The sequence below is a fragment of the Rubritalea sp. genome (genome assembly GCF_051252225.1).
Lineage (GTDB): Bacteria > Verrucomicrobiota > Verrucomicrobiia > Verrucomicrobiales > Akkermansiaceae > Rubritalea.
The window spans coordinates 40233-66170 of sequence record NZ_JBPOGE010000018.1 but is presented as its reverse complement, the minus strand read 5'-3'; the positions used below and the strand labels follow the sequence as shown (position 1 = coordinate 66170).

Below are 25938 nucleotides of genomic sequence, written 5' to 3'. Positions count from 1 at the left end.
GACGGTGACCAGCAACAAGACGGTGACCAGCAACAAGACGGTGACCAGCAACAAGACGGTGACCAGCAACAAGACGGTGACCAGCAACAAGACGGCGACCAGCAACAAGACGGCGACCAGCAGCAAGACGGTGACCAGCAAGGAAGCGGCGGTCAGGCGTCACAAGGACAACCCTCTACTGAGCCCTCTAAGAATGGCTATACTATCACCGAACAAGAAGCTCGCGACATGTTAGAAAGACACGCCGACCTCCAGCAACGACCGAACATGGAGCAACGTAAACTCTGGCGAGGCAATAAACCTGAAATCGATTGGTAAACTCATGAGACATATCATCTTCCTATTTTTCATCTTAACACTCAGCTGTTTCGCCCAAAGCGACTCATCTGTGATCACTAGTATCACTAGCACCAACCTCGTGGTCGGAGAACTTGCAGCGCTCGACATTACTTACCGCGATGCTCGTCCGGATAAATCTCCTCCTCAGGAAATCACGATCGATGGACTACCTGTGTCCTTGAGAAGGAATAATTTTCAGAACATCAATGGGGATCGTTACTTCACATACCGTTATATAATTAAAGCTGAAGCTCCGGGAACATTCACCATCCCCTCACTCATTCTCCCCCATAAAGGTAAGTCATCACAAAGCCTTGAGATCGAGATTACAGTACATAACCAAGACGTCTTAGACAGAGTTCGAGCCCCCTATAAAGACAACGACATCGTCTGTTATTCAAAACTCTTTCCAGCAAAGACCACTCTCTTCCCTGGCGAAGCCACTTTATTAGAATATAAAGTCTACCTTCCTAGTAATAGCCATCCACAAAACTGGGGACTTCCCCAGCCCAAAGAGCTCACTAACTGTACCGCTTGGCGCTTTGATTCCCCTCGTGACTCGAACAGCATAGGCAATGTCATTATCGATGGTGCTCAATATTTAGTACGCACCTACACTACGGTTCTCTCTGCACTCAAGCCAGGCAAAGCAAGTTTTGGCCCACTAGAGACAAACATCATTATTTCTCCAGCCTCAGTTCGACCGCAATGGGGTTTCATGCGCAATTCAGTCGAACTCCCCCTCCCCTATGATGCCACAGAGTTTGATGTAATCAATTTCCCTAAACTCCCTCCTGCTGAATTTAATGGTGCAGTAGGAGACTTTAACATCACGGCTATTCTCCCAACTAAAGAGTCAATTAGCTTAAACGAATCCATTACAGCCACTGTCAGCGTCAACGGTTCAGGAAACCTACCCCAGATCATTGCTCCTAGCTTAGAGGATACGGCCACTTGGAAAGTAATCGATGTATCACGAGTTGAGCAGGGTGATGAGAGAAAGGCCCTGAATGGTACAGCGGAATTTAAATACATCCTACAGCCACTACGCGGAGCTGACACTTTCCCACGCTTCACGTTTTCACATTTCAATCCTGGGACTAAGGAATTCTATACTGAAACCACCGAAACAGGCCCACTCACAGTCACCGTTCCTAAAGTAAGTGGAAACTCCATCGTCACTGCCGTAGACGTTCCAGTTGCCCAAATGAATGATATCCTGAGCCCACTTTCCGATATTAACCTTGGATCTGTTCAAAAAGGTGAAAGTGACAAACTCCCTGTTTGGATCTGGCAACTTCTACCTGCCACATTACTGGCATGGCTGTTAGTGATTGCTCTTCGGAATAAAGCCAATTCGCGCTCACTCAAAAACAGCGAAAAAGCTATTCGTCTGGAAGCATTCAAAAAACTAGAAAGCTCAGACAACAATGAATTCTTAAAAGACGCAGGAGCTTTCATCGAAAGATGGTATAGAAAAGACCGACCAGCTGAAATGGACGCTATTCTTAAACAGCGTGATAACCAATGCTACCAGCCTGAAACCTCCCAAGGTTTCCCAGAAAACGAGCGTAAGAACATTCTAAATACGCTCAAGAAATTCTTACTCCTAGCCCTCTGTTTCACACTTGCACTCTCAGCGCGTACTGAAGCGAATGATAGTTTTGAACTCTGGCTCCAGGGTGACTACAAAGCGGCATTAGCTTCCTATCAAAAACAGTTAGATCAAAATCCATACTCGGCAGATTTAGAGTATAACCTTGGAAATTGTTATTACCGCCTCAATCAGCCGGGCGAAGCTGCTCTTCACTATGAGCGTGCACTCGCCATAGAACCCCATCATCCAGAGGCTTCAAAAAACCTCGATTTCACGCAGAAGATGCAAGGCAGCATTTTGCCTCCATCGCTCACAGGAATCGAACTATGGGCTAGTCACTTCAATCCAGATCTCTTCTTCCAGGTCGGTACTGGTTTCCTTTGGCTCACGCTCTTAAGCCTGATCACCCTAAAGGTTCTCAGATGGAAAGCAGGCAAGTTTGCAGTACTAGTGAGCCTACTCATCCTAGCACCCTGCATCGCCGCAATGAGCTTTTACATCTGGTTTGCCCACCCGCAGAGAAAAGCAGCTGCCGAAGGTGAAGCTGCGATGCTAACAAAATTCTCACCAGTCCTCACAGAGCCGATCAAATTTAGCGGAAAAGAGTTAGAGAAAAAGACTCTTATTAATGCCACTCCAGCCTCCCCTTGTCGGATTATCGCGAAGCGAGGTGACTGGTCTTACATCCTACTAGCAAACGATGTTAGAGGCTGGGTCTCGAGTAAAAATGTGACGCCTATTAGTGATTAGAGCCGCCCAATAGAAAGCTCTGGATCCAGCTCAGTATCACCTTCTAACACGTCAGCAAAATGCTCAGCCACACTCGGTGCGGTAATGACCCCTTTTGAGCCCAAACCGTTGAAAAAACCAAGGGCTTTTTGTTCTGGATGCATACCGACGACTGGCTGGCTTCGTTGAATAATAGGACGAACACCCACTTCGTGTTTCATCGTTTCAAATGGTAAGGAAATAAGATCTCGCACCTTTTTCTCCAAGGCTAGGCGACCAGCCTCAGTTGGCGTTGTCGAAAGGTCCTCCCATTCATAAGTAGCGCCTGCTCTCCACTCATTATTACCGAGTGGCACCATCCAACCATTTCGATTGAGAACTCTATCAGAATCTAAACTCTCTACTCTAACCGTGAGCATTTCACCTTTAGCACTACGGTGTGGAAGATAAGAGAAAGCACCCTTCGCCAGACCTGCGTAGCCCTGGCATAGAATCACACGCTTTGCTGAATAGTCACGCCAGCGCACCTTGCCCTCAGTATAGCTCAAATCATTTTCCGTAAATGATTCTTCTAGAAAAACAGCATCTTTCTCTAGGATTGATCGTACGACAGCCAGATACTTCACCGTGTCTAATCTCCCACCATGCGCCATTTCGAAGCCTCCAAAAGAGCCATGTACTTGATCAGTATTAATCTCAGCGGCTTCCTCGCCGACCCAGTCAGAAATAACTGACATCTTTCGATCAAACTTCTTAGCCTCTTTATCGTCGCTAAAAAGTCGTAAAACTGGATGAGGGAAAAAAAACTGGCTACCAGATTCTGCTTCCAGCCTCTGGTAATATTGCATGGCCTGCGGCAAATACTCAGCCTGGCGCCATGCTGGGTTCATTCCTTTCCCAGCCAGTGTAGTCACTAGACCAGCCGCCACTCGAGTCGCAGCGTCTGGATCATTTTGGTCAATTACTAGGAGTGACTTACCCCTGCGGAGTAAAGCCATTGCCAATGCCGACCCGGCTAAGCCTTGACCGACAATTATATAATCAACGCGCATTACCTCCTTACTCAGAAGCAGTCACTTGCTTACGAATCGCTTCGTTAGGCTCTACGAAATCTGCTTCAAAACCTTTGGCATAGTTGAAGAGGTGTTTGTGCATGTACTCGAAGTAAGCCTCTTTCTGCTCATCATTCAGCTTAAACCAAATCGTTACATTAAATGCACGAGTCACCTTCTGCATCATTTTTAAAGTGAGTCTGCGTCCCTTGCGAGCACGTTGAATCTGCTTGTGAGTGAGCTGCTCAGTAGAAACATCTACCATTTGATTATTACTCATGTCCCACGCATCCATCATTGTATCAAGCGGTTGCGGACCTAAATCTCTTTCTTCCATGCCCTTCACCTATCCGCTCTCAACGCACTTGAAAAGCCTAGAGTGAGGAGCTGTCATTTTGATCGATGAAAATCATCACCATCTCATCGAAAAAATTCTAATATTTAGGATACAATTCTTCCGTGCTATTCGTAGAAATCAGCATTAGAATATCCTCATGCCGAACAAGAAAGACATCCTCGACCTTTACTTCATGCCAGCTCGGCGTGATCTGATTGAAATCGCGGCCTACCTCGACCGACTTGACCGCCACGATGGTGAAGGTGATTTTCGCGTCGAAGGCTTCCAAAAAGCAATCCAGGCTCTACTAGAACCTGGCGACAAAAGTCGCGCGGAAGCAGTTCTCTTGGCACTCTCAGACGACAGCGAAACACCCATCCCTGCAGCTATTATCCAAGGAGCCTTTGGAGCCCCTAATAACGCCGCAAATAAATAACTGACACGGGTCTTATTTCTCACTCTTTCCTTATTACTTTCTCATGAAATACATCGAACCACACGGACACATGGTCAGCCGCACTACGGACGACTATCAGAAAATGGCAATGGCTGGCTGCGAAGCCATCTGTGAACCAGCATTCTGGGCGGGCTATGACCGCGCCTCAGTCCAGGGATTTTATGACTATTTCCGTCAACTCACGGAATACGAGCCAGCGCGTGCTGCCAAGTACGGCATCCCCCATTTCTGCTGGCTCTGTATCAACCCTAAAGAATCTGAAGACGCAGGCTTTGCGCGCGAAGTTCTCTCCATCATTCCAGACTTTATTGATAGCCCCACCGTCCTAGGTATTGGCGAAATTGGTCTCAATAAAAACACGAAGAGTGAACTCGCGATCTTTGAAGAGCACGTCGAAATAGCGAAAAAATACGACCAACCTATTCTCATTCACACCCCACACCTTGAAGATAAACTCAAGGGTACGAAACTTATCATCGATGCTTTAAAGAATGCAAATGTGGACCATAGCCGCGTGGTCATTGACCATGTGGAAGAACACACTGCTGGACTTGTTCTTGATAATGGCTTCTGGGCCGGCATGACTCTCTACCCAGAGTCAAAATGTACTCCAGCTCGAGCCATCGACATTCTTGAAAACTTCGGCATGGAAAACATCTGGATGAACTCAGCTTGTGACTGGGGTCATTCCGACCCTCTCGCTGTAGTGAAAACCGCGTTAGAAATGGCCAAACGTCAGTACGACAAGCAAACCGTGGAGCGGGTCATCTATGACAACCCGAAGAAATTCCTCCAGCAGTGCCCTAACTTCAAGCTCGACTAAGTCATTCGACCTAGCTCGCATTTTTTCTTTTACGTAAATCGTATTTCCATGCTCCTCTCTCACAACATCCACCTGTCTTACTGTACCAATATCCACCCAGCTGAAACTTGGGCAGAGACATGGGCCGTGCTCAAGCAACACGCCATGCAAGTGCGCGATAACGTCCAGCAGGCTACTGGAAAAAAGGCAGCCTTCGCGCTCGGTATGCGCCTCTCGGCCAAAGCTGCAGCTGAGCTATCCGAAGGAGATAATCTTGATCAATTTAAGGCATGGCTAGAGCAAGAAAATGCCTACGTCTACACTATCAATGGATTTCCATTTGGCGCTTTCCATGGCACCCGCGTGAAGGAGAAAGTTTACCAACCAGATTGGTCGACCAACGAACGCCTCAGCTACACCCTTCAGCTTTTCAATATCATCGCAGAGCTCGCACCCGTCGAATGTGGTGGTTCCGTCTCTACTCTACCTGGTTCCTTCAAGGAATTTGGAGCAGACGAAGAAACTATCTTCACTAAGCTATACGCCTGTGGAGAACACATCGCATTGCTTTCTGAACAGTACGAAAAGGATCTCCACCTTGGGCTTGAACCTGAACCACTCGGACATTTTGAGAACACAGAAGAAACACTCGCATTTTTCGAGCGTTTTAAAAGATGGGCATCAGCAAACGAGTTAGACCTTACGGTTATTGAAAAGCACATTGGGCTCAACTACGACACCTGCCACTTCGCTCTTGAATACGAAGACTGCGCTGACTCGCTCGACCGCTTCGCCGATGCTAAAATTCGCATCTCAAAGGTTCATCTATCGAACGCACTTTCTATCAAATTTAATTCAGTTGATGAGCTAAGTATCCTCGCCCCCTTTGACGAGCCGACTTACCTTCACCAGTTCATGTTAAAAGAAGCGGATGGAAACATCACCCGCTTCAAGGATCTCCCCCCTGCACTCGAGCGACTCAATACTCAAAAAGAAACTCTTAAGACTCCAGCCGAAGGACGTGTCCACTTTCACATTCCTCTCTACGACGACCCAGCCCCACCGCTTGGCTCCACCCGTGATCATGCTGAGGACGCACTTGCGTACTTGAAAAAGAATTCAGACACCTGCCTACATCTAGAAATGGAGACCTACACTTGGGGAGTTCTCCCAGAGGAGCTTCAACAGCCAATCGATGAACAGCTTACTCAAGAATACCTCTGGACTCTTAATAATTGGTAACCCGCATGGGAGTAAAAAACACTTACTTCCACATATACCCCCCCTAACACTTTCCATAGCGGCAGTCTACTTCTGCACATCTAAATGAGCCAACAGTCCAAACTATCCGCCATCCTCGCTACAGGTCGCATCTCAAACCTACCAACCGTCTGGTGTAATGTTCTCGTAGCATTCTTGATTGTGCAGCTACCAGCGCTCCAGTTATCTGGAATAGCTCATACCACATTCTCGCTCACACTACTCATTGCTACGTGTTTAGCTGCCTCCTGCTTATATGTCGGCGGATGCTTTCTAGGGGACGCTGTCGATGTTGAATTCGATCTTGCCCATAAGCCGGACCGGCCCATCCCCATGGGTAGGCTCACTAGACAGTCAGTCTACACTTGGGCTACTACCCTTATCAGTACTGGGGTCATACTACCGAGTGCCTACCTCTATCTTTCCAGCAAAGAATTCTATCTCTACCCACTCCTTGCCAGCCTCGCCTTAGCTGGAGTCATCATTGCCTACTCACTTTGGCATAAGCGCTCACCGTGGATCGGCCTACCGCTGATTGGAGCGTGTCGCTTCTTTCTTGTTATCTTCGGAGCATCGATTGCCGTCAACCAAACACCAATCGAATCCGCGGTTGGGACTTTAAGCTCCAGTTGTATCCCCTTCTCCATCTACTTCTTCGCTTCCGCTGTGGGTATCTACACCATCTGTTTTGCCAGCGTGGCGCGTAGTGAGTCATCGCCCAACCCTATTACTTGGAGAAAAGTACTCATAAGCGTGATGCTCCTTCTCCCACTCATTGCCCAGCCGACTCTTGGCCTCTATAGTTGGTATGATAGTAACGCACACCTGCATGACACCTATTACATTCTCTTTAAATATACTTACGTCTCTATTGCTGCACTGCTACTTTACTTGATCTGGATGGTAGCTGCATTTCGAAAAATCAATACGAACAAGGGTAAGTTCGTCTCGATGTCCTTGGCTGGCTTTTGTCTTCTGGATGCCTGCTTCGCCAGTTTCTTTGGTGTGACATGGCTCATCGTTTGTCTCATCCTCTTTATCATCTCTCTCACTCTCCAGAAATGGGCGCCAGCGACTTAGACTCCATAGACAATATGGTGTAACACCTAAATTAATTGCAAATTGCTACTTGCATTCCAATAAACTCCCCCCTAGTTTGCGCCCCCACCAACCAAGAAAACTTTTTTATTATGTCAAAGCATTCAAGTCTCAAAGCAAAAGGCAGCGCAGCTGGTAAACGTTCCGTAATGAAGCGTTTCGAGCGCGTTAAAGCTCTTCAGGAATCCGGCAACTGGGAAGAAGGCAAGTCTCCAATTGGTCTTCCTAAGACCAAGGTGACTAGCTAATTTGTCTACCTAGAATTCTTTCTAACCCGCTAGGCTTTGCCTTGCGGGTTTTCTTGTCTCTACCACGCGCAGTCCATTCGTAAAAACTGCACCTTCGCGGTAGAAGTCAGCAAATCGCTGTACACCCCATCAAAACTCTCGCGTCGACCGCGACAATAACATTCATAATCTAATCATGTCCGAATCAGAATTAGGCATCCGCCTCAACAAATATCTCGCCTCTTGCGCAATTGGCTCCCGCCGTAAATGCGACGAGCTTATCAAAAATGGAGGAGTTATCGTCAATGGTAAGGTCTGTATCGATCTATCTACCACAGTGACTGAGGACGATTTTGTGAAAATAGGAAACTCCCGTGTCCTTCCTCGTGAGACCACTACTATTCTCCTTAATAAACCAAGGGGACTCGTTTGCACCAAAGATGATGAACTCCACCGTGAGACCATCTACGAGCTACTCCCACCGAACATGCGCCACCTCAATCACGTTGGCCGTCTCGACCGTGACTCTGAAGGACTCTTGGTAATGACTAACGATGGAGACCTCGCTCAAGAGCTCTCACATCCTAAGAAGAAGATCGAAAAAGAATACCTCGTTACAGTGAACCAAGCGTTCAGTAATGACGTACTTGATCAATTCCTAAAAGGCATCTGGACTGGTGAGGCTAAGGCTTCCGCAAAATCAGTGAAACGCTTATCACCACGCCGCTTCCTCATCGTTCTTGAAACTGGGCTCAAGCGCCAGATTCGCATGATGTGTAAAGCTGCTCACCTCAATGTAGTGAAGCTAACTCGTGTCCGTATCGGTCTCGTCACCGGCGGTGGACTAGAGCCTGGACGTTACGCAGAGATCGACGCTCACGATATCGAGCTTCTCCAGCGTAATCCAAAACCAGACCGCGCCTACCGCACACGTGCTGATGTAAAAACTGCTTCCAAATTTGCGAAGAAGAAAACAGCACGTAAAAGAGCACCTAAAAGCACACAGCGCTCTGCGAAGACCTACAAAAAGCGCCGATAGAATAAAACCTATCCAGAATTTTTATAAAGCTCACTCATTCCCGAGTGAGCTTTTTTGTATCTAATAGAGATAGTAACTTTCTAGAGTTCATAGTTGTCATGCACTTTAGACAGCTGATAGCTTGCCTCCACTATTTGAGAACACTTTCCCACACCATTTTATGAGCAAGAAAACACCCTTCGTTGAAATCGACGAAAACACAGAGATTAAACCCTCAAAAGAATTTTCTAAAAACGCACGAGTCTCGAGCATGGCTCAGTACAAGCGCATGTACGCCGAGTCTATTGAGAAACCACACCTCTTTTGGGCTCGTGAAGCCAAGGAACTTAAGTGGCAAAAAAAGTGGGACAAAGTCCTCGAATGGGAAGCTCCTTATGCGGAGTGGTTTAAAGGCGCTAAACTCAATGTTTGTGAAAATGCTGTCGACCGACACGTAGAAGAAGGCAAAGGAAATAAAGCCGCAATCATTTGGGAAGGTGAACCCGGCGACAAACGCATCATCACCTACCAGCAGCTTCAACGCGAAGTCTGCCGCATGGCTAACGTCCTGATCGCCCAAGGAGTCAAATCTAAAGACTGCGTGCTCATCTATATGCCAATGGTACCTGAAGCTACTATTGCTATGCTCGCATGTGCACGCATAGGAGCAGTTCACACCATCGTGTTCGGTGGATTTTCCTCAGAATCGATCAAAGACCGCTTAGAAGACTCCAAAGCTGTGGCAGTGATTACTGCTGATGGTTCATGGCGCCGTGGAGGTGTAGTCCCGCTCAAGGACAACATGGATGAAGCACTGAAGCACAACAAAGAAGTCAAATCCGTTATCGTTCTTAAACGTTGTGATAACGAAATAGTGATGAAGAAAGGGCGCGATTTCTGGTGGCATAATGAAACAGCTAAAGCTCCTGCGACTCACAAGGCCAAAGGCTTCAAAGCGGAGCACCCACTCTTCATTCTCTACACATCAGGTTCCACTGGTAAGCCAAAAGGAATCCTCCATACATCCGCTGGCTACATGGTCGGCACCTACAGCACCTGTAAATACATCTTCGATATGAAAGATGACGATGTCTACTGGTGCACTGCTGATGTAGGCTGGATCACTGGCCATTCCTACATCACCTATGGCCCTCTCCTCAATGGAGTGACCCAGGTCATGTACGAAGGCGGCCCGAACTTCCCAGACTGGAGCCGCTTCTGGAGTATCATCGAAGAATACGGTGTGACCATTTTCTACACAGCCCCTACAGCTATCCGTGCATTTATCAAAGCTGGCGACGAATTTGTCGATAAGCACGACCTATCTTCACTCCGCTTGTTAGGAACTGTTGGAGAACCTATCAACCCCGCTGCCTGGGCATGGTACTACAATAAAATTGGTGGAGGTCGTTGTCCAATCGTTGACACATGGTGGCAAACAGAAACAGGAGCCATCATGGTTTCCCCACTCCCTGGCTGCACTCCTATCAAGCCTGGTACAGCGACACTTCCATTCTTCGGCGTCGACGCAGCTATTCTCGATGAAGAAGGCAATGAGTGTAAAACAGACCAGCCTGGTCGCCTCGTGATTCGCAAGCCATGGCCATCCATGCTCCGCACTATTTACGGTGATAAAAAGCGCTATAAAGACACTTATTGGAGTGACTACGATGGCATGTACACCGCTGGTGATGGAGCCAAGAAAGACAAGAAGGGCAACATCTACATCATCGGTCGTCTCGACGATGTGCTTAACGTCTCAGGCCACCGTCTTGGCACCGCTGAAATCGAGTCAGCTCTCGTAGCGCACCCAGCAGTCGCTGAAGCCGCTGTTATCGGTAAGCCACATGAAATCAAAGGTGAATCCATCGTCTGCTTCGTCACTCTCAAAGGTGACTATAAGGAGACTGACGCCCTTAAAGTTGAACTCCGTAACCACGTCGGCACTGTCATCGGTGCCATTGCTAAACCTGACGCCATTCACTTCGCACCAGCCGGACTACCTAAGACCCGTTCAGGTAAGATCATGCGCCGACTCCTCAAAGAACTCGTCAATACAGGCAAAGTCACTGGCAATGTGACCACTCTAGAAGACAGCAAAGTCATCGACGCACTTGAGAAGTCCTTGAAAGGCTAATCACTTTCACTATTCTCCAAAGCGGAGGCCAGTGAGGCCTCCGCTTTTTTATTTACACGCACATGTCCACACCGCGATACATCATCGATCTAGCAGCACTGAAAAAGAACCTAGAGATTCTTAGCCAGGTGAAGCAGCTAGCGGACTGTAACATTGTCCTCGCTCTCAAGGGCTTTTCCTTATGGAAAACTTTCCCCCTCATTGCAGAATATCTCGATGGTTGCTGTGCTAGTGGACTCTGGGAAGCGCAGCTTTCTCATCAGGAAATGGGCAAGCACACGCTCACCTATTCACCAGCCTACAAGGAAGCCGAAATTAAAGAACTCGTAGAGATATCAAACCACCTCGATTTCAACTCCCCCAGCCAATGGCTTCGCTTTCGCGAAATGGTCACCAGCCACCCACGCTTCCTCTCCGGAGAACTTAAGTGCGGGATTCGCATCAACCCTGAGCACTCCACTGGAAGCACGCCTATCTATGATCCATGTGCCGCTGGCTCACGACTCGGAGCTACAGCCCAGTCACTCGAAGGAGTAGACCTCACAGGAATCACCGGCCTCCACTTTCACACCCTTTGCGAACAAAACTCTGATGACTTAGAAACGACTCTCGAAGCCATCGACCAAAAGTTTGGCACACTCCTAAATCGACCTGAAATCACTTGGCTCAACATGGGTGGCGGCCACTGGATCACCAAGCCAGATTATGACGTTGATCGCCTCATCCGCCTCATTCAACAAACCCGCGAACGCTACAATCTAGACCAAATATGGCTCGAACCCGGTGAAGCCATCGCCATCCACACCGGCGTTCTCGAGGCATCAGTCGTCGACATTGTCGAAAATGCGGGCCAACAGATTGCCATCCTCGACGTCTCAGCCACCTGCCACATGCCTGACGTGTTAGAAATGCCCTACCGCCCGGATCTTTTTGGTCCAGATGGCACACTCGCTACTGAGAGCGGGCCACACCTCTACCGACTAGGAGGACCAAGTTGTCTCGCTGGCGACATCATTGGCGACTACACCTTTAGCAAAGCACTACAAATTGGCGACACCCTCACCTTCGATGACATGGCCCACTACACCATGGTCAAAACTACTACCTTCAACGGAGTCCCCCACCCAGCCATAGCCCTCAAAAACGAAGATGGAAGCCTCGAAACCATCCGAGAATTCACCTACGAGGATTTCCGAAACAGACTTTGCTAAAAATCCACACCCTGTGCTCTATATCGGCATGACTCAGACTAACCCTTTACCACTCTTTTCTTCTCCATCGTTGAGATGGCCAATTCAGGATTGATACGAGCAACAGCATCGTATTGAGTGAGGTGTACTTCACCTGTTAGCTCCTCTAAGAAATGTGTACCTAACAACCGATCCATCACCGGCCCCTTGACTTCAGCTAGATGTAAATTGACGTCACCTTCCTTCAGTCTTTGGTTGATTGCCTCCAAACTCTCGAGACCAGAGGAGTCGATGGTATTCACTGCTGGACACTCCAAGATGACGTGACGGATTTTAGAATTGGCAGCGACAGCGTCGTTGACCATCTCTTCGATAAATCGTGCGTTAGGGAAGTACAGGCTGGCATCAATACGTAATGAAAGGATTGCGGGATCAGTCACCACCCCATGACGTAGTGTGTTCCGGAAATTCATCGTGCCCGGGAGTTGCCCGACAACGGCAACATGTGGCTTCGATGTCTTGTAAAGATGAAGGAAAATGGAAAGCCCCACTCCGGTAATCAACCCTAGCTCCACGCCTTCAATCAAGGTTAGCAGGATGGTCGCAGCCATAGCTGCGCCGTCAGCTTTCGAATAACGCCACGTGTGTTTTACCGCTCCAAGATCGACCAACGATAATACTGCAACAATGATCGTCGCCGCCAATGTCGCGTTGGGTAGAAAGTACAATAATGGTGTAAGAAAGAGAGTAGCTATAGCGATTCCGATTGCAGTGAATGCTCCAGCAGCTGGAGTTTCAGCCCCGGCATCGAAGTTCACTATTGAACGTGAAAAACCTCCTGTCACAGGAAATCCTCCAGAGACAGCGGAGCCAACATTGGACATTCCTAAGGCGATTAGTTCCTGGTCAGGATCGATACGTTGACGGCGTTTGGCGGCGAGAGTGAGAGCTACCGAAATAGACTCCACGTAGCCAACGATGGATATCAGCAACGCTGGAACGAGAATCTTCAGCCAGAGATCCATCTCAAACGAAGGCATAGCAAGAGTCGGCAAGCCCTTGGGCACAGTGCCCACTACCTTGACACCTTGGTCAGCCAATCCGAAGCTCCAGACTGAAACAGTGGTCAAGCCAATGGCCACAATTGGCCCCAACTTGGCTAGCATTCCGGCACTGCGCTCGCCCATCCCAATTTTTTGTAACAGTGGTTTGAGCCCACTACGTACCCAAAAAAGAAAGACCAGAGATGTGATACCTACCGCAGCAGTTGCTGGATTCACGTCTCCGAGATGTGGCAGCATCGATTGCACCACGTCAAAAAAGCTTTCGCCATGACCCTTGATGCCAATGAGGGGGGCTACCTGGCCCATCGCAATCTGAAGACCTGAAGCAGTGATGAATCCAGAAATCACCGGATGACTTAGAAAATTGGCTAGAAAACCAAGGCGTAACATGCCCATACCAACCAATAACAACCCTGAAACCATAGCCATCGCGATAGCTGCTCCGAGATATTCAGGAGCCCCTTGAGATGCTATTGTCCCAGCCGCGGCAGCCGTCATCAGACTGGCCACAGCCACTGGACCGACAGCAAGTGTGCGCGAGGTGCCGAATATCGCATACATTAACAAAGGTGCCATGGATGCATAGAGGCCGACCTGAGGCGGCAAGCCAGCCAACATGGCGTAAGCCAATGACTGCGGGATCAGCATCACAGTAACAATACATGCCACGATCAAGTCGTTGACCATCGTTTGACGGTTGTATTCGGCTCCCCAAGTGAGGATTGGTAAATATTTTCGAAATAGCTTCATGAATACATTGAGTGAGAGATCAGTGGCCTATCCCTGACTCTTTTGCTTTTTAAATAGACGGCCAGCGAGACGTAAGACGGGACCGCGAACGAGGAAATAGGGTACGATGGCACAAGTGGTGGCAACCAGAAGGAGCTCACCAACGTAAAATGTGTGGAGCACCATAAGCTGATAGATCGTGTCGAGCACACAGGCGAAGATGAACACACGTCCAAAATCCTTAAGGCCTGAGACCAACAGACGTCGACGCTCACGCTTATCCAATAGGAATGCTCCCAAGAATGTGGGGTTGCCCATCTTCACATCCTTCATATGAGCCCGAAATGCCAACGTACTCACAACCAGAGGCATGATAAATAGACGGAAGTTTAGAGGTCCACTTAATCGATCAATAAGGTTTCCACCCCGTGTGGTGAGCATTTCTAGAATCGTATCTATCATCAGTATGATTCTACTTTGTGAGTGAGATCGATTGCATTCATGGAACCGCGAATGTTAGTCTGAAGTAGGGAGAAGCATCCGTTCTGGTGTTAACTTTTTGGTCCATGGGCAATCCGAGTTTTTCCAGCCACCCTGAGGTGTGCTTTCGGAGCTCCCATTACTATCTCCTTCGATACCGTCGACGATACTGTAGACATTGGTAAAGCCAGCCTTAGCTAATAGATTGCACGCGATGGCACTACGTCCACCAGATCGACAAGTGGCCAAAATGAGGTCACCAGGCTGTGCTACTTCACTGACTCGTGAAACGAAATCGGGTAACATTTTCATTGGAAACTGACTTTTCTCAGCATCCCATTCGTATGTTTGGGCAATGACAGGGATTTTCCACGCCATTGTTGGATAGCCAACAAAGAGGAATTCCTCTGGAGTGCGCACATCGAGGATTATCACCTTTTCTGGATCAGCCTGCCACATTTTGAAGGCCTCATCTGCGGTTACATAAAGCCCGAGAGCTGTTTGTTTCCCCTTGGGTAAAGTGCTATTAGAATCAGACATATTAGAGTGCCACATGGGCGGTTAGGTTAAATGCGGAGTCGATCTCATGAGGTCGACTCCGCAAAGTCTGGTTGGTCTTAGCCCAGCATTCCACCGTCAGAGAGCGGTGCTGCGACATCTGGAAGTTTGGCTGTAGTACGTTTCGCCCATTCTTCTTCGAGCAGCTCACGTGCGGCTTGTTCAAGGAACTTAGGTTCGGCCCACTCCTGTACATCGAAGTCATTTTTGATGTAGCCGTTCTTAAACATGAAGTCCTTGCCAATTTCTACAGAAGCCAGGTTCTGAGGTGAAAGGTTTGGAACCATATCGATTTTTTTGATTCCCTCGCAGGTATCGTCCACATCGAGGTAGAATGTTTGCTTATCAAGAATGGCAGCAGCGGCATGCTGATGCTCGTTTGACCAGCGTCCGACCTTGATCATCCCCTTGAGGAAGGCGATGACAAGTTCTGGATGCTCCTCAGCCATGACTCTTGTACAAGTGATCGTGGCGGGGATGTTAGCGACTTGCAGGGTCCAGTCCGGATGTTTGGACAGATCTTCGATCGCCTTCATTTTACCGGTCGCCTCTTGTAGTTTCTGGAAGACGTGGCTTTGGCTGTAGATGGCATCGACTTTACCCTCTAGCAGCGCTGTCTCCAACGGGCGGAATGCAAGATCGCGCTTGTGGTCGCGCTTGAGCCAGAGCTCGGAGGCATTGTCCATAGGGGCTAGCATTTCCTCCTTGTCATACCAATCATCTGGATAAGGAAATTCAACGATCTCCACGTCGTCCATGGTCATGCCATTGATGCGTAGCATGAGCTCGATCTGCATGTGCTCTTGGATGCGCCACCAGTCGTTCTTGATGGTATTGAGGCTCTTGGATAGGCCTATTTTCTTACCTTTGAGTTCGCTCATGCTGTAGATATCATCGCGTGAGCGCACCATCATGCAGCCGCCCTCTTTTGGGGCGTGGGTGACACCTAACAGCACTGTATCACGGAGGTCAGCCTTGACGTGAACCGGCGGAAACAGCCCACCAAAGCGAATCAAGTTATCCATATTATGGATGTAGTGTGGGTACCAATTGTTGCCACGCTCTGAGCGAAGGAAGGCATACTTCACTCCGATTTTCTTGTATTCTTCACGGGTCCATCCGAGTTCTTGGTCCACATTACTCGCGGAAACTAGTGGGCAGTTGGTGTAATAAACTTCGTTCCAGTCCAAAGGAACCGTATCGGATTTTTTTTCTGTAGTGTTCATGGTTTCAGTTAGTTTAGAGAGATCTCCGATGGCACAGCCGCATACTGGAACATCGATTTTATTTTCATTCATAGTTGCTAAAAATTGGGGGTTTCTAGGAGACGACCCTGTATTTAAACTTACTATAATCAGTGCTCATTTGATCGTCTACAGCCCCTTAGGGCAGGTTGTCTCGGGTGGTGGTGACTGCCCCCTTGATAAGATTGATAATCTCTTTTCCTGAGTCTGTTTTCCCAAAATATCCTAAACAGCCAGATACGATTGCCTCTTCTTTCACTTCTGGGCTATCGTGCGCAGTAATGAAGATGACCGGCGTCTTGTCATTGGCGGCAGACAGTTTGTGTTTCAGTTCAAGACCTGAAATGCCTGCCATCTGTATATCCAACAACAGGCAGTCAAATGGCGGACGTTCAGAGTCTGCCAGAAACGCTTCGGCTGAGCTGTAGCTCACAGGAGAGAACCCAACAGCCTTCAGCAAACGACTGAACGAGCGACAGATACTGTCGTCGTCGTCCACAATTGCCACGTAGCGGTTGGGTTTGATATCCATGAGATTGGATAATAAATAACACCCCATCCTCAACTTCGTCTACAGCCCCTTAGGGCAGGAGACTCAGGAGTCTGAGCAAATAATGCTAAATCAAAGTTCTCTAGCTTCCAGAACCAATCGAGTCAGCTCCGCGACAGAAAACACTTGAAGCTTTTTCGTTAGATTGGTGCGATGGAGCTTCACCGTTCTCTCATGGATCCCCAAGTCTGAGGCAATCTGCTTGTTCAGCTTCCCCTCTACCACGTGCATTAACACCTCGCGCTCACGTCCAGAAAGTGAGTCCAAACTCTGCCGAATGGCTTGCAACCGGGCATGCTTTGCATGATCTCGTTGATTGTTAGCCAACGCCCTTTTCATGGCATCTAGAAGATCTTCCATAGGAGATGCTTGAAACTCGAAGTAGACGTGAGAGTGAGCGTAACTGAACTCAGAGGAAATGAAACTGTTAGCCTATGTGGGATCATGATTCTTCAACCACTCCAAATGCCTAAAACGTAAATTCATACCCAAGTACCACGCCGTGATTGATCACGTCGTAAGCGAAGTCTCCATCACTGTAATCAGTGCCGATTCCACGGTAGCCGAGCAATACAGAACCACAGTCGTTGACCCGATAACCAAAGGCGGCCATAGCCTGCCAGGTGAAATCAGAAGCGATGCTAAAGCCGCCGACATCACCCACAGCACGGAATAAAAACTTATCTGAAAATTCATACTGGTAGCGCACACCGATGATAGGATCCACCCAAGTGTTACTGTCGTCAGCACGAAGTGAACCCACTCTCTGAGTCTCTACCTCTACTTCAAGATCCAGTGAGTTAACACGGCCACCAAGATAAATATCAAAATTTGTCGGCTCAGTATCAATCAGGTTTTACGTGACAACAAAATTTCCGATGAACTGGCTGAGATCGACTTTAGTAGTGGTGCGTAGGCCGTTCTTACTGCCACTGAGATCCGCGTAACTCATGTCCGCTAGGAAACTCCAGCGATCATAGCCTACTTCCACAGCGCCCATCACGGCGAAGTCGAGGTTGTCCAAGATATCGTCAAGTCCGAGGTCCACATCGACATCATGCCCGCGCAAACTCACGTCTCCTTCGAGGTTCTCACCCCAAGCATACAGGGCTGCTTTGTAATGCCATCCTGAGTCAGTTGTTGTTTCTTGAATGGTAATCGGAGCCACACTGCTACCAGCAATGGCGGGGATGGAGGATAATAAGATGGCGGATAAGGCGATGGTTTTCACTTTCGTAGTCATGGTCATTATTGGTAGGATTCGATGTCTATCGGAGGAATCTAGCAATAAACTGATGAGCAAAGGACGTCTACAGCCCCTTAGAGAAGGTCAGACGGACTTCATTATCTACACGGAAGTTATGGTTCTCTAGCTTCCAGAACCAATCGAGTCAGCTCCGCGACAGAAAACACTTGAAGCTTTTTCGTTAGATTGGTGCGATGGAGCTTCACCGTTCTCTCATGGATCCCCAAGTCTGAGGCAATCTGCTTGTTCAGCTTCCCCTCTACCACGTGCATTAACACCTCGCGCTCACGTCCAGAAAGTGAGTCCAAACTCTGCCGAATGGCTTGCAACCGGGCATGCTTTGCATGATCTCGTTGATTGTTAGCCAACGCCCTTTTCACCGCATCTAGAAGGTCCTCCTTAGGAGATGTTTTTGTGAGGAAATCTTCAGCCCCTCTTCGCATCGCCTTAACAGAAGTAGGTATGTCACCATGACCTGAGAGAAAGACGACTGGCAATGAGCATCCAGCCTGACCTAACGCTTGCTGAAGCTCTAGGCCGTTCATCCCAGGCATCATTAGGTCGGTAATCACACAACCACGCATAGCATTATGCAGTGTCCCCAAAAAATCGCTCGCGGAATCGTGGATCACAACCTGAAAGCCAGAAACTCGAAGCAGACGCGAGAGTGAGCGTAAGAATGAAACATCATCATCAATCAGATAGATGGTCTCTTCTGGTAAAGTCTCATCACTAAACTGGTCGGCACTGGAAATACTAGAATTCATCGTCATTAACTAAGGCTAGAGTCATCAACTGCCACCGGCAGAGTAAAGCAGAAACAAGCACCACCCTCCGGTCGATTTTCAGCCCAAAGCTTCCCTTGGTGCGCTTCGATGATTGTACGAGACACGGGTAGTCCTACACCCATGCCATTCGGCTTGGAGGTGAAAAATGGCTCGAACAACTTCTCTAGCGAATCGGCTGGAATCCCCACTCCAGCGTCACAGATCCGGACTTCTACGCATTCTAAATTCGGTAGACACACGCTAATCTCCACCCTCCGGTGGTCGAGGGAGCACTGATTCATCGCGTCCATTGCATTGACAATCAAATTAAGCAAAACCTGCTGGAGGTGAATCCTGTCAGCTAATACATTCGGCAAATCTGCTGAAATCGAAGTAGTGATTGTTGTACTTCTATCCACCGCATCGGCTTGCACCAGTGTCAGCACTTCGGTGATCACCTCTGGCATAGAAACAGCTTGGGTATCAATACTGCGTCGCTTGAGAAGCGAGCGAAGTCGGGCGATTACTTGACCCGCTCTTTCATCATCTCTTAAGATATCATCAATGATGGCTCGGAGTTCAATCAAGTCTGGAGCTTCGCTCTTGAGCATGATCTCGGCAGCTTCAGCATTCCGAAGGATAGCGCCCAGTGGTTGGCTAAGTTCATGAGCCAAAGCTGATGCCAACTGCCCCAGCAGAGTCACCCGTCCAGAGTGAGCTAAGTTAGTACGTAACTCCTGCGTTTCTATTTCTGTGCGGCGCTGCTCAGTGATATCTTCTTTGATTCCAATGAAATGCGTGACTTTGCCTTTGGCGTTAATCATAGGAGAGATGATTGCTCGCTCCCAGTAGAGCTCCCCGTTTTTCTTGCGGTTGTGAAACTCTCCGCTCCAGACTTCCCCCTGCAAAATGCTAGCCCATAATTCCTTATACGCTTTGGTCGCATAATCCCCAGACTTCAAAATACGAGGCGTCTTGCCGATACATTCGTCGAGAGAGTATCCTGTGACCTCGGTGAATTTTTGGTTCGCATAAACAATGATCCCAGACACATCGGTGATAACTACCAATACGGGGCTTTGATCTACCACCAGCGACATTTGATGCAGTTGAGATTCAGCCCTCTTTCGATGAGTGATGTCCATAGACAGGCCCAGAATTCGCTCCACTTTACCCTCCGAAGTTAAACAGGGACGCCCCTTAGAGATGACCCAGTGTTCTTCACCATCAGCATGTCGTATCCGGTATTCCACGTTGATGGGGAGCCCTGATTTCACTGCGCCGCTAATGCTCTTTTCCACGGTCGGCCAGTCTTCAGGATGAACCGACGCTTCAAATTTTCTCATTGTTGCCAGCTCATTAGGGGTATAGCCAAAAATAGTCTGCGACTTCTCATTGAGAAAAAAAGTTTGTGAATCCAAGTCAAGTTCCCAGAGTCCGGCGTCTGCTGAGTCCATCGCTAGATTCAAGCGCATGTTACTTTCCTTTTTTTGCTCATCAGATCGTTTACGAGCAAGTGCGTTGGCGAAAATCTGAGCCAGCAACTGCATGCGTTTGACCAATGGATCTGGCCAAGCCCGTTCTCTACGAGTTGTGTTTAAGGTAAGAACCCCCAAAGATTTTTCCCCTCCAACGGAGAGCGGAAGAGTTAGATTTGATTTAATGCCAGCCTGACTAGCAGACTCTCGGTCTTTGGCCCCCTCTTCGGGAATCTCATCTAATGAACGAAGCAAAATAGAGCGCCCAGCAAGAGCCTCAGATCGAACCCAAGGATACGCATCATCACTCCTTTCAAAGGTTGGCTGAACTCCGTCCTGTAGGCTATAGGAATGCGTAGCAATAAATGATCCTGTATTTTTATCAGACCATTGCCAAAGCACCATGAAGTCAATATCTAGCAACTCACAAAGACGACGCTGGGCCTCTGTTATGGCACAATCAACCTCGCAAGACGGCAGGTGCACAAACTTTGACGAGATCTCTACCAATAAAGCGGTTTCACTCTCTTCATGTCGATGTTTACGGCGGTTTAAAAAGAAAGCTACGCCCAAGTAGACTTGGATCAAGACGATGGCTCCAACGACGACTAGCATAGGGAGGGTAATTTCAATTTTTTCAAGTACTGACCCGATAGACATGAGAATGGAGATCATTGTTTATTATTACCTAACGCGCATTGCTACAAGAGATAGCCTTGTTCCTAGCATGCTAGGCTATTGCTCGTTGGCTAGTGCTGGTGGAGCTAAACCTAACTGCTATAATGTATTTAACGACTGTAAAACGAAACCCGCAATCTTTTCTCTTTTGTAAAAATCTGCTCATCTATAAGGCGACTATGCTGAGAGCACAAAATACAAGTCCATCAGAACACTCAAACTAACACCACTTTAGAGTGGTCACTTAATCCCTCAATATGCTTTCTAGACACATGACCGTGACTCAATCATCCGTCGACCTAACGACAAGCACTGGAACCATGCGCTGTAGCGTGATCCGGCCCACCCTTGATGGCGCATTCCCCACTGTCATTTTCTATTCGGAAATTTTCCAAATCACCGAACCCATCGCCCGCACCGCCGCCTATCTCGCAGGTCACGGCTATGTCGTAGTCGTCCCAGAAGTTTTCCATGAACTCAACCCCATCGGCACCGTGCTCGCCTACGATGATGCGGGCAAAGACAAAGGCAACGACGACAAGTTCACCAAGCCGCTCACCGACCACGACACCGACACCGCGGCCATCGTCCAATGGCTAGACGAACAAGAATTCTGCAACGGAACCCTCGGAAGCTTTGGCGTCTGCCTCGGCGGCCACCTCGCCTGCCGCGCCGCTCTCCACCCACGCGTCCAAGCCGCAGCCTGCCTCTACGCCACCGACATCCATTCCTCCACCATGCCGGCCGGCGACCAGCCACAAACCATCGAACAACTCTCCAGCATCGCGGGCGAACTCATGTTCGTCTGGGGCCGACAAGACCCACACGTCCCACTCGATGGACGCAAGCTGCTCTACTCCACCCTCAACGACGCTGAAAACAACTTCACCTGGCACGAACTCAACGGCCAACACGCCTTCATGCGCGACGAAGGCGACCGCTACGACCCAGAGCTAGCCACCCTCTGCCACCGCCTCATCCTCGACCTCTTCCACCGCACCCTCAGGTAACCCCCTCCTCAAACCTCAAAAAGGCAGGGACGATTCCCCAAATCGTCCAGCTCAATACGGAGATCAGAAAGCTCTAAGCTAATGACTCCCGTGAAGCACCTTGATGGGCACCCCCCATGGTAAAGATCGCGACAAGATCCTTACACCGCCGGACGATTTGGAAAATCGTCCCTGCCGAGCCAAACGCCAATCCACGCGCCTAACCAATTCGTGAGATTAGAGAGATCCAAGTTTCATCGTACTGGCATTTTTCGAACCTTTCGCTGTAAAACACCCCCTTTCGGCAAAGCCGAAATTCAAACCAGCCTACTGTGTAGAGCGAAGCTCAAACGGTAGGTCCCCCCCCGAAAAAAACCTTCCCCTTGGCTAAAATCCAAGCTCATAAAGAGCACGTCTTGCCGAAACTTAAGTAACACCGCAGCCCCCCTTCCAACTGGCTACGCCTCTATCCTCAAGAATCCCAACGGGCTTCAGTCTCCAAGCCCAACGGTTGAGCCGCAGGCGATACCTTGAGTCCCTCACCCACCAACATAAAACAACGCTGTAAGTGTTGAGGCAAAACGAGCACACAAGCCCCCGCGACCAAGTCGCCCCGACTTTACAAAACGGCAGCCATTTTCCCATCGCGATATCTCACTGACGGGATTATTGTCTTCACCATGGAAACACTTTCACTCCTAGGTGTAGCGCTGGGATTCGCCACACTCTCCGGTATCAACCTCTATCTGACCACTTTTCTGGCCGGTATGGCTATCCGTTTCAACTGGGTCAATCTGGCTGATAAATACGAAAGCCTGACCATCTTGGAAAACCCGTGGATCATCGGGGTCGCTGGTGTACTTTTCCTTGTAGAATTTTTCGCCGACAAAATCCCGTGGCTGGACAGCGGCTGGGACGCAGTCCACACCTTCATCCGTCCCATCGGCGGCAGCCTGCTTGCTCTGGCCGCACTTGGCGAAATGGATCCCGCCGTCTCCGTAATCGCCGCCCTGCTCGGAGGTGGAGCCGCCCTAGTCACCCACGCCACCAAAGCCGGCGGCAGATTACTCATCAATATGTCACCAGAGCCAGTCTCTAACACTGTAGCCAGTCTTGGTGAAGACGGCCTGGTGTTAGGAGGGCTCGGTCTGATGGCTGGCGCACCCGCAGTGGCATTCTTCGTATTCCTCGCCATCGTCATCTTTGCCGCTTGGCTATTCAGACGCACCTGGGCTGTCATCCGCGAAGGCTGGAAAGCGCGCCAAAACCGCAAAAATAAATCCCAAGCCTGAGGCTTGGCCTTCCCATTATCAGACAGTTTTAGCATCTGCTCCCATCTGCCACAGACCCGACCTTGGCCCACACTTCCGCCAAAATACAACAACTCTGCAGTCGCCCTAGCTAAACGCCCCCCTAACCCATTCGTGAGATCCGAGACACCCATGGTAAAAGCTCCACCATGCTGGCCATTTTCGAACCTTTCACATCTTTCGCGGTAAAACTTCCCCCCCCTTTCGGCAAAGCCGAAATTCAAACCAGCCTACCGTGTAGAGCGAAGCTCAAACGGTACCAGCATCTCCCCTTGGCTGAAAGCCAAGCTCATAAAGCCGCCAGCCGCGTTGAGGCATAAAGAGAAACTACCGCAATAGACACCCCAGCTGTCAAAGGTCTCAAGGTCCAAGGTCGAATCATCATCGCGTGGTCGCGATTTCCTTTTTAAGACCGGAGTCACCAGACTCCGCAAAAGTGACTTTCGACATGCGACCTTCGACACTCAGCACAACCAAAACACGCTACCACATCATTCGCAGTAAAAAGCTTCATCTCCCACCCCGATTCGTGAAATCCGAGGTAAAACTTCCATCGTGCTGGCATTTTCGAACCTTTCGCCTATTTCGCGGTAAAAAATTCCATCGTTCTTCCCCCTATCGCCCACTTGACAAAATCCGTCATAAATGGCGACTTATAATAACTAAATCACACTTATTCGCAACAAAGGGCGACTTAACACAATAAAACAAACCTAACTCATTGCATCTCGTCACTAATTACGATTTAATATACTCAAACCCCATTAGTCGCAACCCATGACGAATAATAACACACTCACCAACGAAACCCTACTCCGCGAACTCGGAACACGAGTCGAGCAATTACGGATTCGTAAAAACCTCACTCAAGCCCAACTCGCCAAAGAAGCCGGCATAGGCAAGCGCACGCTCGAACGTTTCGAAAAAGGCCAAACCGTGCAGCTCACCACATTCGTCGCCATCCTCCGAGTGCTCGATCTTCTCGATCACTTTATTGATCTCGTCCCAGATCAAAGCCAAAGCCCCATGCAGCAGTTGCTCCAAGAAAAGAAAACCCGCTACCGTGCCACCCCCAAAGCCGTCCAAAAGACCGACGACACCTGGACCTGGAACGACTAAGTCATGCTCGCACAAATCAAACTCTGGGGCCGTACCATCGGCGCAGCCAGTCTCGACAACAATGGCATCTGCAGATTCGAGTACGAAACCACCTTCACCCACAGTGGTATCGAAGTCTCACCACTTACCATGCCTCTGTCCTCGGAAATTTATACCTTTCCCAATCTCAGCCCCCAAACCTTCCACGGCCTCCCCGGATTACTGGCCGATTCCCTACCGGACAAATTCGGTAACGCTCTCATCGATGCTTGGCTCGCCACTCAGGGCCGCCCCCCACAGAGTCTCAATGCTATCGAACGTCTCTGTTACACAGGCACCCGCGGCATGGGCGCTCTCGAGTTCGAACCGTCCACGAACACCACGCCAAGCAAGGCGGAAACGCTCGAAATCTCCCACCTAGTCGAACTCGCCAGCAGCGTGCTAAGCCACCGCAGCGAACTCCACACCCACTTCGGAAAAAACGATGCCGCCGCCCTCACAGACATCCTCCGCGTCGGCACCTCCGCTGGCGGAGCGCGCGCCAAGGCCGTCATCGCATGGAACCCCACCAGCCACGAAGTCCGCTCCGCCCAAGCAGACACTGCCAACGGCTTTGAACACTGGCTTCTCAAATTCGATGGCGTCAGCTCGAACAAAGACAAAGAGCTCGATGACCCCAAAGGCTACAGCGCCCTCGAATACGCCTACTACCTCATGGCCACCCACGCTGGAATCGAGATGATGCCCAGCCGCCTCCTCGAAGAAAATGGCCGCCGCCACTTCATGACTCAGCGCTTCGACCGCACACCCAGTGGGAAAAAGCTCCACATGCAGAGCCTCTGCGCCCTCGCCCACTTCGACTTCAACCTAGCCGGCGCCTATTCCTACGAACAAGCCTTCCTCACCATCCGCCAGCTCGGACTCGGCATCGACAGCATCGAGCAGCAGTTCCGCCGCATGGCCTTTAACATCGTCGCACGCAACCAGGACGACCACGTCAAAAACATCGCCTTCCTGATGGATAAGACAGGTAAATGGGCGCTCTCGCCAGCCTTCGATATCACCTACAGCTACAATCCCGATGGCGATTGGACCTCCAGCCACCAAATGACCCTCAACGGAAAACGCGACAACTTCACCCTCGATGACTTCATCACCTGCGGAAAAACCATCGGCTTAAAACGCGGCCGCGCTAAAACCATCCTCAGCGAAGTCATCGACTCCGTCAGCCAATGGACAACATTCGCCCAAGAAGCCAACATCGACAAAAGCTGGGCCAGCGAAATAGCAACAAAGCATCGGCTCAGCCTTTCCAAAACATAGCAGACACTTCCAGTCTACAAGTCCATTCATGCACTCTCCATATACGTGGGATTTTCTAAAACCAGACCCGTAGCAAGTGGCGGGCAGCCTGTAACTAGAACGCACGCTTTCACCTCAAAAAGGCAGTAACTCTGTTTTAAAATTAATTCAGCAAGTTTGTCTCACCCGATGACTGGGAGTA

At 49.4% G+C, this 25938-nt stretch carries 26 protein-coding genes; 14 read left to right on the top strand and 12 right to left on the bottom strand.

Translation table 11 applies throughout. The features are described from left to right. Positions 1-318: hypothetical protein (locus ACSHX2_RS13490; RefSeq protein WP_435693475.1), on the top strand; the 318-nt coding region annotated here is incomplete at its 5' end. Positions 319-322: 4 nt separating this feature from the next. Then, the gene (locus ACSHX2_RS13485) at positions 323-2686 is read left to right on the top strand and encodes a BatD family protein (protein WP_435693474.1); all 2364 of its coding nucleotides are present in this window, start codon (positions 323-325) and stop codon (positions 2684-2686) included. Here the strand turns inward: ACSHX2_RS13485 and ACSHX2_RS13480 are convergent. Together ACSHX2_RS13480 and ACSHX2_RS13475 are read right to left on the bottom strand one after the other, a co-directional pair. Further along, positions 2683-3717, bottom strand: coding sequence for an NAD(P)/FAD-dependent oxidoreductase (locus ACSHX2_RS13480; RefSeq protein ID WP_435693473.1), 1035 nt, complete (start codon positions 3715-3717; stop codon positions 2683-2685). The two genes, ACSHX2_RS13485 and ACSHX2_RS13480, sit on opposite strands and share 4 nt — an antisense overlap. A 7-nt stretch (positions 3718-3724) precedes the next feature. Then, positions 3725-4054 carry a hypothetical protein gene (locus ACSHX2_RS13475; RefSeq protein WP_435693472.1) on the bottom strand — a complete coding sequence of 110 codons (330 nt, stop codon included), beginning with the start codon at positions 4052-4054 and terminating at the stop codon, positions 3725-3727. Between the two features lie 157 nt (positions 4055-4211). Between ACSHX2_RS13475 and ACSHX2_RS13470 the strand changes: the two genes are divergently transcribed. The 8 genes from ACSHX2_RS13470 (at position 4212) to nspC (ending at position 12264) form a co-directional block, all read left to right on the top strand. Continuing rightward, positions 4212-4490 carry a hypothetical protein gene (locus ACSHX2_RS13470; RefSeq protein WP_435693471.1) on the top strand — a complete coding sequence of 93 codons (279 nt, stop codon included), beginning with the start codon at positions 4212-4214 and terminating at the stop codon, positions 4488-4490. Between the two features lie 43 nt (positions 4491-4533). After that, positions 4534-5334 carry a TatD family hydrolase gene (locus tag ACSHX2_RS13465; RefSeq protein ID WP_435693470.1) on the top strand — a complete coding sequence of 267 codons (801 nt, stop codon included), beginning with the start codon at positions 4534-4536 and terminating at the stop codon, positions 5332-5334. Positions 5335-5382: 48 nt separating this feature from the next. Beyond that, the gene (eboE, locus tag ACSHX2_RS13460; protein WP_435693469.1) at positions 5383-6555 is read left to right on the top strand and encodes a metabolite traffic protein EboE; all 1173 of its coding nucleotides are present in this window, start codon (positions 5383-5385) and stop codon (positions 6553-6555) included. Between the two features lie 84 nt (positions 6556-6639). Next, the gene (locus tag ACSHX2_RS13455; protein WP_435693468.1) at positions 6640-7653 is read left to right on the top strand and encodes a UbiA family prenyltransferase; all 1014 of its coding nucleotides are present in this window, start codon (positions 6640-6642) and stop codon (positions 7651-7653) included. A 110-nt stretch (positions 7654-7763) separates the two neighbouring features. Next, positions 7764-7919, top strand: a complete 156-nt coding sequence (locus ACSHX2_RS13450) for a small basic protein (protein WP_435693467.1) — start codon at positions 7764-7766, stop codon at positions 7917-7919. A gap of 175 nt (positions 7920-8094) precedes the next feature. Beyond that, a complete protein-coding gene (locus ACSHX2_RS13445) occupies positions 8095-8937 on the top strand; it encodes a pseudouridine synthase (RefSeq protein ID WP_435693466.1) in 843 nt (280 codons plus the stop codon). A 160-nt stretch (positions 8938-9097) separates the two neighbouring features. After that, positions 9098-11053: an acetate--CoA ligase gene (gene acs / locus ACSHX2_RS13440; RefSeq protein WP_435693465.1), complete on the top strand. Its 1956-nt coding sequence runs from the start codon at positions 9098-9100 to the stop codon at positions 11051-11053. 62 nt (positions 11054-11115) lie between these two features. Further along, a complete protein-coding gene (nspC, locus tag ACSHX2_RS13435) occupies positions 11116-12264 on the top strand; it encodes a carboxynorspermidine decarboxylase (protein WP_435693464.1) in 1149 nt (382 codons plus the stop codon). A 38-nt stretch (positions 12265-12302) separates the two neighbouring features. Here nspC and ACSHX2_RS13430 read toward each other — a convergent pair whose 3' ends face one another. The 10 genes from ACSHX2_RS13430 to ACSHX2_RS13385 form a co-directional block, all read right to left on the bottom strand. After that, positions 12303-14057 (bottom strand): SulP family inorganic anion transporter, encoded by a 1755-nt coding sequence (locus tag ACSHX2_RS13430; protein ID WP_435693463.1) that lies wholly within the window; start codon positions 14055-14057, stop codon positions 12303-12305. Between the two features lie 27 nt (positions 14058-14084). Then, positions 14085-14498, bottom strand: coding sequence for a hypothetical protein (locus ACSHX2_RS13425; protein ID WP_435693462.1), 414 nt, complete (start codon positions 14496-14498; stop codon positions 14085-14087). A 54-nt stretch (positions 14499-14552) separates the two neighbouring features. After that, positions 14553-15056, bottom strand: a complete 504-nt coding sequence (locus tag ACSHX2_RS13420) for a rhodanese-like domain-containing protein (RefSeq protein ID WP_435693461.1) — start codon at positions 15054-15056, stop codon at positions 14553-14555. A 77-nt stretch (positions 15057-15133) separates the two neighbouring features. Beyond that, positions 15134-16372 carry an ABC transporter substrate-binding protein gene (locus tag ACSHX2_RS13415; protein WP_435693460.1) on the bottom strand — a complete coding sequence of 413 codons (1239 nt, stop codon included), beginning with the start codon at positions 16370-16372 and terminating at the stop codon, positions 15134-15136. An 85-nt stretch (positions 16373-16457) separates the two neighbouring features. Then, complete coding sequence (locus ACSHX2_RS13410; RefSeq protein ID WP_435693459.1) at positions 16458-16850, bottom strand: response regulator transcription factor; 393 nt, start codon at positions 16848-16850, stop codon at positions 16458-16460. 90 nt (positions 16851-16940) lie between these two features. Then, entirely contained in the window at positions 16941-17228 is a 288-nt protein-coding gene (locus ACSHX2_RS13405) for a response regulator transcription factor (RefSeq protein WP_435693458.1), read from the bottom strand. Positions 17229-17337: 109 nt separating this feature from the next. After that, positions 17338-17631, bottom strand: a complete 294-nt coding sequence (locus ACSHX2_RS13400; protein WP_435693457.1) for a hypothetical protein — start codon at positions 17629-17631, stop codon at positions 17338-17340. A gap of 93 nt (positions 17632-17724) precedes the next feature. Beyond that, positions 17725-18111: a hypothetical protein gene (locus ACSHX2_RS13395; protein ID WP_435693456.1), complete on the bottom strand. Its 387-nt coding sequence runs from the start codon at positions 18109-18111 to the stop codon at positions 17725-17727. Positions 18112-18227: 116 nt separating this feature from the next. After that, the gene (locus ACSHX2_RS13390) at positions 18228-18881 is read right to left on the bottom strand and encodes a response regulator transcription factor (protein ID WP_435693455.1); all 654 of its coding nucleotides are present in this window, start codon (positions 18879-18881) and stop codon (positions 18228-18230) included. Positions 18882-18886: 5 nt separating this feature from the next. After that, positions 18887-21034 carry a PAS domain S-box protein gene (locus ACSHX2_RS13385; RefSeq protein ID WP_435693454.1) on the bottom strand — a complete coding sequence of 716 codons (2148 nt, stop codon included), beginning with the start codon at positions 21032-21034 and terminating at the stop codon, positions 18887-18889. A 275-nt stretch (positions 21035-21309) separates the two neighbouring features. Between ACSHX2_RS13385 and ACSHX2_RS13380 the strand changes: the two genes are divergently transcribed. The 4 genes from ACSHX2_RS13380 to ACSHX2_RS13365 all read left to right on the top strand — a co-directional run bounded on the left by ACSHX2_RS13380 (position 21310) and on the right by ACSHX2_RS13365 (position 25757). Continuing rightward, positions 21310-22047, top strand: coding sequence for a dienelactone hydrolase family protein (locus ACSHX2_RS13380; RefSeq protein ID WP_435693477.1), 738 nt, complete (start codon positions 21310-21312; stop codon positions 22045-22047). 659 nt (positions 22048-22706) lie between these two features. Then, a complete protein-coding gene (locus tag ACSHX2_RS13375) occupies positions 22707-23318 on the top strand; it encodes a DUF4126 domain-containing protein (protein WP_435693453.1) in 612 nt (203 codons plus the stop codon). A gap of 795 nt (positions 23319-24113) precedes the next feature. Continuing rightward, entirely contained in the window at positions 24114-24455 is a 342-nt protein-coding gene (locus ACSHX2_RS13370; RefSeq protein WP_435693452.1) for a helix-turn-helix domain-containing protein, read from the top strand. 3 nt (positions 24456-24458) lie between these two features. Continuing rightward, positions 24459-25757 (top strand): type II toxin-antitoxin system HipA family toxin, encoded by a 1299-nt coding sequence (locus ACSHX2_RS13365; RefSeq protein ID WP_435693451.1) that lies wholly within the window; start codon positions 24459-24461, stop codon positions 25755-25757. Positions 25758-25938: the final 181 nt, after the last annotated feature.